We start from the raw sequence: 8,482 nt of genomic DNA on the forward strand, positions 1-8,482 counted from the left end.
GCACAAGAATGCCCGCCCCGGCGTGACGCCCGAAGAAGACGGCAAGCGCGGCCCGGTCAAGTTCATTGAAGAGCTGAAAGCCAAGGGCAACCTGGTGGCCTATGTGGGCGACGTGGTCGGTACCGGCTCCTCGCGCAAGTCCGCAACTAACTCGGTGTTGTGGTTCACCGGTGAAGACATTCCCTTTGTGCCGAACAAGCGTTTCGGCGGTGTCTGCCTCGGCTCGAAAATCGCCCCGATTTTCTACAACACCATGGAAGACTCGGGCGCGCTGCCGATCGAACTCGACGTGAGCCAGATGGCTATGGGCGATGTGATCGAACTGCGCCCCTATGAGGGCAAGGCGCTGAAAGACGGCAAGGTCATCGCCGAGTTCAAACTCAAGAGCGACGTGCTGTTTGACGAAGTGCGCGCCGGCGGCCGCATTCCGCTGATCGTCGGCCGCGGCCTCACGGCCAAGGCGCGTTTTGCGCTGGGCCTTCCCGTGTCTACCCAGTTCCGCTTGCCGCAGAACCCGGCCGACAACGGCCGCGGCTTTACGCTGGCACAAAAAATGGTTGGCCGTGCGGTCGGCTTGCCTGAAGGCCAGGGCGTACGCCCCGGCACGTACTGCGAGCCCAAGATGACTTCTGTCGGCTCGCAGGACACCACCGGTCCGATGACGCGCGACGAATTGAAAGACCTGGCTTGCCTGGGTTTCAGCGCCGACCTGGTGATGCAGTCCTTCTGCCACACGGCGGCTTATCCCAAGCCGGTCGATGTGAAGATGCACCACGAGCTGCCCGAGTTCATGAGCGACCGCGGTGGCATCCCGCTGCGTCCGGGCGACGGCATCATCCACAGCTGGCTCAACCGCATGCTGCTGCCCGACACCGTCGGCACCGGCGGCGATAGCCACACGCGTTTTCCCATCGGCATCAGCTTCCCCGCGGGCTCAGGCCTGGTGGCTTTCGGTGCTGCCACCGGCGTCATGCCGCTGGACATGCCTGAGTCGGTGCTGGTGCGCTTCAAGGGCGAAATGCAGCCCGGTATCACGCTGCGCGACCTGGTCAACGCAATCCCGTTGTACGCTATCAAGGCCAGCCTGCTGACGGTCGCCAAGCAAGGCAAGAAGAACATCTTCTCCGGCCGCATTCTGGAAATCGAAGGCTTGCCCGACCTGAAGGTCGAACAGGCGTTCGAGCTCTCCGACGCTTCCGCAGAGCGTTCCGCTGGCGGCTGCACGGTGCACCTGAACAAGGAACCTATCATCGAATACATCAACAGCAACATCACGATGCTGAAATGGATGATCGCCACGGGTTACTCGGATGTGCGTACCATCAAGCGCCGCATTGCCGCCATGGAAGCCTGGCTGGCCGACCCGCAGCTGCTCAAGGGCGATGCGGACGCCGAATATGCCGCCGTCATCGAGATCGACCTGGCCGACATCCACGAGCCTATCGTGGCCTGCCCGAACGACCCTGACGACGTGAAGACCCTGAGCGAAGTGGCTGGCAGCAAGATCGACGAAGTCTTTATCGGCAGCTGCATGACCAACATCGGCCATTTCCGCGCTGCCTCCAAGCTGCTCGAAAACAAGCGCGACATCCCCGTCAAACTGTGGATGGCGCCGCCGACCAAGATGGATGCCAAGCAGCTGACCGAAGAAGGCCACTACGGCGTGCTCGGCTCGGCCGGCGCCCGCATGGAAATGCCGGGTTGCAGCCTGTGCATGGGCAACCAGGCGCAGGTGAAAGAGGGCGCGACGGTGTTTTCCACCTCCACCCGCAACTTCCCGAACCGCCTCGGGAAAAACTCCAACGTCTACCTCGGTTCCGCCGAGCTGGCCGCGATCTGCTCCAAGCTGGGCCGCATCCCCACCAAGGCCGAATACATGGCCGACATGGGTGTGCTGACTGCTGCCAGCGACAAGATCTACCAGTACCTCAACTTCGACCAGGTCAAGGACTACACCGACATGGCTGACACCGTGAAGGACGGCGTAGCCGCTTAAGTGGACACCATGCCGGCGGCTTGACAGCCGCAAGCTGAAATGGAAGGATGAAGTGATGAAGAAACCGTCACTTCTTTCCTTCCTTTTTTTTGTTCTTTTTTCGGCCATCGGTGCAACCGCTCAAGCTCAAGATGCGCGCACCAACGCCTTCAACGACCCCTTCCTGCAGGTCACTTCGGCGATCAATCCATGCCCTGTGCCGGAGGGGCCGCTCTATACCGAGCAGGAGGTGCGTGACGTGGCCCATGTGCGGGCGCAGCACGGCGGCAGTTGCTACCGCGTGGGGCGCTGCCGCCTGGCCAACTCGTATTGGTACGACCAGGAAATCATTCCGCGCGTGTCGCAATACATCAAGCTCGATGGCCGTTTCGACGACACCAGCGTGTGGGTGCAGGGCGAGCGGCGCCTGGTTTTCCTCAAGGGTTGCGTCAAGACACGCGAACAATCGGAGGCGCTTGAAAAAGCCGTCTGGCTGGTCGATGACGTGATGGGCGTGGTGAATTACCTGCGCGTGGGTGATGAGCCCGTGCGCTATGTGCCGGCGCAGACTGAAAAGAAGTGAAGTGGGCTTGCCCCTTGCGCATGCAAAAAATCCCCGCAGTTTCCTGCGGGGATTTTTCATTGGGGGAGGCTATAGCCCCGACGGCAGCGGGTCTACCACCCGCAATTCCGAGCCGTCGACAAACTTCAGGTACCAGAACTCCGGTGACAGCGGCAGGTTGGGGTGTATGTGGCTGACATTGGCTGGCAGCACATAGACCGTGCTCGCGCCGTCGTCGGGCGGGGGTGCCAGGTAGTGGCGCTTGACCGCCACCAACCCGCCTATGGTGGAAACCACGGTGCCTATCGACTCGGTGACAGCATTGACGGTGGTGCCCTGGCCCAGCATGTGGATGGTGGTCTGGCCCATCAGGTCAGGACGTGAGGCTTCTATGTACAAGACTGCCGCGGTGTTGATGCGCAAATCGTCGGGCGCGCTGGGCTCAGTGGCTTTGTTGAAAGAGATAAAGGGCATGGATAGGGCCGGTTGGGGGACAGGTTTTCGGGCGAATTCTCAGGAAATATGCAGCTCTTTGTGCTCACCCAGCTTGCGCGGCAACTCGCCCAGGATGGCTGCCCTGGCCATTTTGGCCAGCTGCACCATCTTGCTTTCCTTCACGTCCCAGTATTCGGCGTGATGAATGCGCACTTCCAGCAGCGCCAGGTCCGGGTCGTTGACGCCCGCAGGAAACCAGGCGCGGGCAAGCGGTGACCAGAGTTCTTCTTTTTTCCCCTGGTCTTCCACGATCGCCGCCTGGCCCGACACCGATACGTAGCTGTCGGCGCCCGGGTCGGCGTACGACACGTTGACGTTGCCGTCCTGCTGCAGCCGCTGGGCCATCTCGCTTTTGCGTGAGATGAAGAAATACAGATGCGATTCCGCGTCAAGCGACTGGTTCTGCGTGGTCAGGGGATGGGCGTGCAACATGCCGCTGGCCTGGCGGTGCGTCAGCATGCCGAATTTGATGCCCTTGATCAGCTCCCAAAGGGTGTCGTGGTCTGATTTTGTTGCGCTCATGAAAACTCCCGTGGGTGGTGGCCAATGCGTCGATGCTAGGCATCATGCCGTTGGCCGCTCATCAGCGGGCGGCGCGGGCAGCTGTCAGCAAGTGCCGACAGCCCCCGGCTTCCAGCCGCAGCCTGTGTAAACCATCGCTCTACAGGGGAACTAATGGCGCGAGCGGTTACCATATAGATAGATGCAAGTAATTCGTATTTGTATTACGGCTTGCTTGCAGGCGCCCAAGGGCTTCAAGGCCTTCGCGCCCGGCCCGGTTCGGGCGAACCGGGCCGCTTTCATCTCTAAAAGGTGTTTCATGAAACTGTCGTTCCCATCTTTTGCCGGCGCCGTGCTGGCCGTCGGTCTACTGGCCGCGCCCCTGGCCTCCACGGCCCAAACCGTCACGCCCACCGCCGAAGGCATCGTGGTTTACAACGCCCAGCACGCCAGCCTGACCAAGGCCTGGGCTGAAGCCTTCAGCAAGGAAACCGGCATCAAGGTCACTTTGCGCAACGGCAGTGACACCGAGCTGGGCAACCAGATCGTGCAGGAAGGCAAAGCCTCGCCCGCTGATGTGTTCCTGACGGAGAATTCGCCGGCCATGGCGCTGGTCGACACGGCAGGGCTGTTCGCTCCGCTGGACGTGGCCACGCTGTCGGAAGTGCCTGCCAACTTCCGCCCCGCGCATGGCCGCTGGACGGGCATCGCCGCGCGCAGTACGGTGTTCGTCTACAACAAGGCCAAGCTCACGCCCGCACAGTTGCCCAAGTCCATGCTGGACCTGGCCACGCCCGCATGGAAAGGCCGCTGGGCTGCATCGCCTTCCGGCGCCGACTTCCAGGCCATCGTGAGCGCGCTGCTCGAACTCAAGGGCGAAGCCGCTACCGTCGCCTGGCTCAAGGCCATGAAGGAAAACGCCACGCCTTACAAAGGCAACGGCACCGTGCTCAAGGCCGTCAATGCAGGCCAGATCGAAGGCGGCGTGATCTATCACTATTACTACTACGGCGACCAGGCCAAGACCGGCGAGAACAGCAACAACGCCCAGTTGCATTACTTCCGCAACCAGGACCCTGGCGCTTTTGTGAGCATTTACGGTGGCGGCGTGCTGGCCTCGAGCAACCACCAACCCGAAGCGCAGGCCTTCGTGTAGTGGATTGCCGGCAAAGGCGGACAGGACATCCTGAATACCGGCGACGCGTATGAGTACGCTGTTGGTACGGGCGTGCAGTCCAACCCCAAGCTGGTGCCGTTGGCTGAGCTGCAGGCGCCCAAGGTCGAGCCTTCCAAACTCAACAGCAAAAAAGTCACCGACCTGATGACCCAGGCCGGCCTGCTGTAAACCACTTCCAATCGCACCTAACCACTTCAGGTCCGCGGATCTGACACCTGCCTTGAGTGCCTTGCCATTTGATGTCGGCGCCGACTCCCTGAAGCCGGCGAGTGCGGCCCTGCTGCCTTCGCCTGCGGCCGGGCGCGGCGGCTGGCGCCTGTCGTGGGTGGGCAGCGCGGCCCTGCTGGTCTCGTTGCTCGCTTTGTTGCCGCTGGGTTTTGTCATCTGGGTCGGCATCCAGGCGGGTTGGGACACGGCCTCTGCGTTGATCTTCCGGCCCCGTGTTGGGGAGCTGCTCGTCAACACTGCTTTGCTGGTAGCGCTGACAGTGCCCTCGTGCGCCGTGCTGGCCGTGGCCCTGGCCTGGCTCACCGAGCGCAGCGACCTGCCCGGTGCGCGCACCTGGGCCTGGCTGGCCGTCGCGCCGCTGGCCGTGCCGGCTTTTGTGCACAGCTATGCCTGGATGACGGTCGCCCCCGGCCTGCACGGCTTGCCCGCCGGCGTGATGGTTTCGGTGATTGCCTACTTTCCATTTTTGTATTTGCCGGTGGCCGCGGCTTTGCGGCGGCTGGATCCGGGCATGGAAGACAGCGCCGCCTCGCTGGGCTTGAGCCCTTTGGCGGTGTTCTTCCGCGTGGTGCTGCCGCAGCTGCGGCTGGCGGTATGCGGCGGCTCACTGCTGGTAGGCCTTCACCTGCTGGCCGAGTACGGCCTTTACGTGATGATCCGTTTCGACACCTTCACCACGGCCATCGTCGACCAGTTCCAGTCGACCTACAACGGGCCTGCGGCCAACATGCTTTCCGGCGTGCTGGTGGTGTGCTGCTTCGCGTTGCTGGCACTGGAATCGGCCGCGCGCGGCAAGGAACGTTATGCGCGCGTAGGTTCCGGCGCCGCGCGCATGCCTTTCAAGCGCAGCCTGGGCCGCTTCACCGCACTCGGCCTGTTGCTGCCCGTGCTGGTCACCGCTCTGGCACTGGGCGTGCCGCTGGTTACCCTGGGCCGCTGGCTGGTGGCCGGCGGGGCTGCTGTATGGCGCGTGGATGAAATCGGCCCGGCGATTTTCCAGACCCTGGGGCTGGCGCTGGCCGGTGCGTTGCTGACCACATTGGCCGCTGTGCCCATGGCCTGGCTGTCGATACGCTCGCCCGGCCGGCTGCAGCGCGTGCTGGAGGCCTGCAACTACATGGTCGGTTCGCTGCCCGGTGTGGTGGTGGCGCTGGCGCTCGTCACGGTGACGGTGCGCATGCCGATTTACCAGACAGCGGTGACGGTGCTGCTGGCTTATTTGCTGATGTTTTTGCCACGCGCCCTCATCAGCCTGCGCGCCGGCATCGCGCAGGCGCCGGTGGAGCTGGAGCAGGCCGCGCGCAGCCTGGGCCGCACGCCCGTGCAGGCGCTGTGGGCCATCACCCTGCGGCTGGCCGCGCCCAGCGCGGCGGCCGGCGCGGCCCTGGTGGGCCTGGGGATCACCAACGAACTCACCGCCACGCTGATGCTCGCGCCCAACGGCACGCGCACCCTGGCAACTTCCTTCTGGGCCTACAGCAGCGAGATCGACTACGCCGCCGCCGCGCCCTATGCGCTCATCATGGTGCTGCTGTCGCTGCCCATGACGTGGCTGCTCTATACCCAATCCAAACGCACGGCGGGACGATGACAACTTCTCTTGAACTGAACGGCCTGCGCAAACACTATGGCCCCGTGGAAGCACTGGGCGGCGTTCACTTGCACGTGCCGGCCGGCAGCCGCACCGCCATCGTGGGTCCGTCGGGTTCCGGTAAAACCACCTTGCTGCGCATCATTGCCGGCTTCGAAGTGCCCGACGCCGGCCGCGTCGTGCTGGGTGGGCGGCAACTGGCCGACGGGCCGGAAGCCGTGCCGGCGCACCAGCGCGGCATCGGTTTTGTGCCGCAGGACGGCGCGCTGTTTCCGCATCTGACGATTGAGGGCAACGTCGGCTTTGGCCTGCCGCGCAATACGCCCCAGCGCGCTGAACGCATTGCCGAACTGATGGACATGGTCGCGCTCGACATCGCCATGCTCAGCCGTCGCCCGCATGAGTTGTCTGGCGGCCAGCAGCAGCGCGTGGCACTGGCTCGCGCGCTGGCCCAGCGCCCGCAGCTGATGTTGCTCGATGAGCCTTTTTCCGCCCTGGACACGGGCCTGCGCGCCAGCACCCGCAAAGCCGTCGCGCAATTGCTCAGCGGCGCCGGCATCACCACCATCCTGGTCACGCACGACCAGGCGGAGGCCCTGTCATTTGCCGACCAGGTAGCCGTGATGCGTGAAGGGCAACTGGTGCAGGCCGGTCGCCCGGTGGATCTTTATCTGCGGCCCCGTGATGCCGCGGTGGCCGGCTTCCTGGGCGAAGCCATCGTGCTGCCCGCGCGGCTGGCGGGCGGCTGGGCTGACTGCGCGCTGGGGCGAGTCGCGGTCAACGACGGCCAGCGCAGCGGTGCGGCGCAGATCATGCTGCGGCCAGAGCAACTGCAGGTGGCTGAAGTCCCGGCGCAGGCGGCCGCGCAAAGTGCGGATGCCGCTGCGTGCTACGGCGCGGTTATCGACACCGATTTTGGCGGTCCGGTCTGCGTGCTGTCGGTGCGCCTGGTGCGCGGCGCTGGCATGGTCACGGCAGAAGAAGCACCGGCGGCGACAGAGCTTGCTGCGTGGGACGCGCCGCTGCTGGTGCGCAGCTCCGGCCTGCATGCCCCGGCGCCGGGCGCCATGGTTCGCATCACGGTGGCCGGCGAGGCCCATGTGTTCGTATAAGCCGGCTGCGTGCCGGTTCCCGGGAATTTAAGTAAATAGTGGCCGTAACCCAATAAAAACGGGCGCAAGCAGCTATTAAATTAATAGCATTTTGCCTGTCTCTACGGGTGCGATGAACCAGCTGGCGGCGGACGTTTTCCCGGTACGCCCGCGCAAGGGGCATGGTTCGACCAATACATGCCTTGTTACGAATCTCTAAGGTGTCTTACACAGGTCTTTGGGTATATTGTGTACGGTGTACACAAATTAATGGCTATGCACTTGCACGCCGGCAACTTGGTCGGTTGTTGCGGCGTTTCAGGTGACAAACCGCTTACCCAAGGAGATTTCCCATGGCTCGTTACGTAGATGGATTCATCGTTGCCGTCCCCGCCAAGAAAGTGGAGGACTACCGCAAGCTGTCCCGCAAGGCCGGCAAGATCTGGAAGGAGTACGGCGCGATCGAATACACCGAGTGCATCGCCGACGACGTGAAACCGGGCAAGGTCACGTCCTTTCCGCAAAGCGTCAAGCTCAAGGCCGGCGAGGTGGTGGTGTTCTCGTGGATCACCTACAAGTCACGCAAGCAGCGCGACAGCGTCAACAAAAAGGTCATGTCCGACCCGCGCCTGGAGGCCATGATGGATCCGAAGAATCTGCCCTTCGATGGCAAGCGGATGATTTTTGGCGGCTTCAAGACCATCGTCGAGCTTTAAAGCCCGGACGCGCGGACTCTAGCTCTGCGCCGCCAGCGCGTGCAGCGCCTGGCGCGTGAAGTCATCCGCCGGGAAAAACGTCTCCATTGCCAACTCCTGCAGCGTCACATCCACCGGCGAGCCGAAGATGGTGGTCGTGCTGATGA

8 protein-coding genes and 1 pseudogene are annotated in these 8,482 nt (G+C 63.3%); 6 read left to right on the forward strand and 3 right to left on the reverse strand.

Translation table 11 applies throughout. The features are described from left to right. On the forward strand, positions 1-1,996 hold a 1,996-nt coding region (locus tag AC1DWI_RS07010; protein ID WP_477724589.1), incomplete at its 5' end, for a bifunctional aconitate hydratase 2/2-methylisocitrate dehydratase. A gap of 55 nt (positions 1,997-2,051) precedes the next feature. Further along, positions 2,052-2,558: a BON domain-containing protein gene (locus AC1DWI_RS07015; protein WP_477671361.1), complete on the forward strand. Its 507-nt coding sequence runs from the start codon at positions 2,052-2,054 to the stop codon at positions 2,556-2,558. Between the two features lie 69 nt (positions 2,559-2,627). Here AC1DWI_RS07015 and AC1DWI_RS07020 read toward each other — a convergent pair whose 3' ends face one another. Further along, positions 2,628-3,011, reverse strand: coding sequence for a hypothetical protein (locus AC1DWI_RS07020; protein WP_477671362.1), 384 nt, complete (start codon positions 3,009-3,011; stop codon positions 2,628-2,630). A gap of 39 nt (positions 3,012-3,050) precedes the next feature. Continuing rightward, positions 3,051-3,554, reverse strand: coding sequence for a pyridoxamine 5'-phosphate oxidase family protein (locus AC1DWI_RS07025; protein WP_477671363.1), 504 nt, complete (start codon positions 3,552-3,554; stop codon positions 3,051-3,053). A gap of 298 nt (positions 3,555-3,852) precedes the next feature. On the opposite strand from AC1DWI_RS07025, the gene AC1DWI_RS07030 reads away from it, so the two are divergent. The 4 genes from AC1DWI_RS07030 to AC1DWI_RS07045 all read left to right on the forward strand — a co-directional run bounded on the left by AC1DWI_RS07030 (position 3,853) and on the right by AC1DWI_RS07045 (position 8,336). Continuing rightward, positions 3,853-4,689 carry an extracellular solute-binding protein gene (locus tag AC1DWI_RS07030; protein WP_477724590.1) on the forward strand — a complete coding sequence of 279 codons (837 nt, stop codon included), beginning with the start codon at positions 3,853-3,855 and terminating at the stop codon, positions 4,687-4,689. Between the two features lie 241 nt (positions 4,690-4,930). After that, positions 4,931-6,529 (forward strand): ABC transporter permease, encoded by a 1,599-nt coding sequence (locus AC1DWI_RS07035; protein WP_477671365.1) that lies wholly within the window; start codon positions 4,931-4,933, stop codon positions 6,527-6,529. Next, positions 6,526-7,641, forward strand: a complete 1,116-nt coding sequence (locus tag AC1DWI_RS07040) for an ABC transporter ATP-binding protein (protein ID WP_477671366.1) — start codon at positions 6,526-6,528, stop codon at positions 7,639-7,641. The genes AC1DWI_RS07035 and AC1DWI_RS07040 overlap by 4 nt, the downstream gene beginning before the upstream one ends. A 332-nt stretch (positions 7,642-7,973) precedes the next feature. After that, the gene (locus AC1DWI_RS07045; RefSeq protein WP_457279322.1) at positions 7,974-8,336 is read left to right on the forward strand and encodes a DUF1428 domain-containing protein; all 363 of its coding nucleotides are present in this window, start codon (positions 7,974-7,976) and stop codon (positions 8,334-8,336) included. An 18-nt stretch (positions 8,337-8,354) separates the two neighbouring features. On the opposite strand, the pseudogene AC1DWI_RS07050 reads toward AC1DWI_RS07045, so the two are convergent. Then, positions 8,355-8,482, reverse strand: a pseudogene (locus tag AC1DWI_RS07050) (transcriptional regulator); the annotation flags it as partial.

The sequence above is a fragment of the Polaromonas sp. P3_C2 genome (assembly GCF_056402675.1).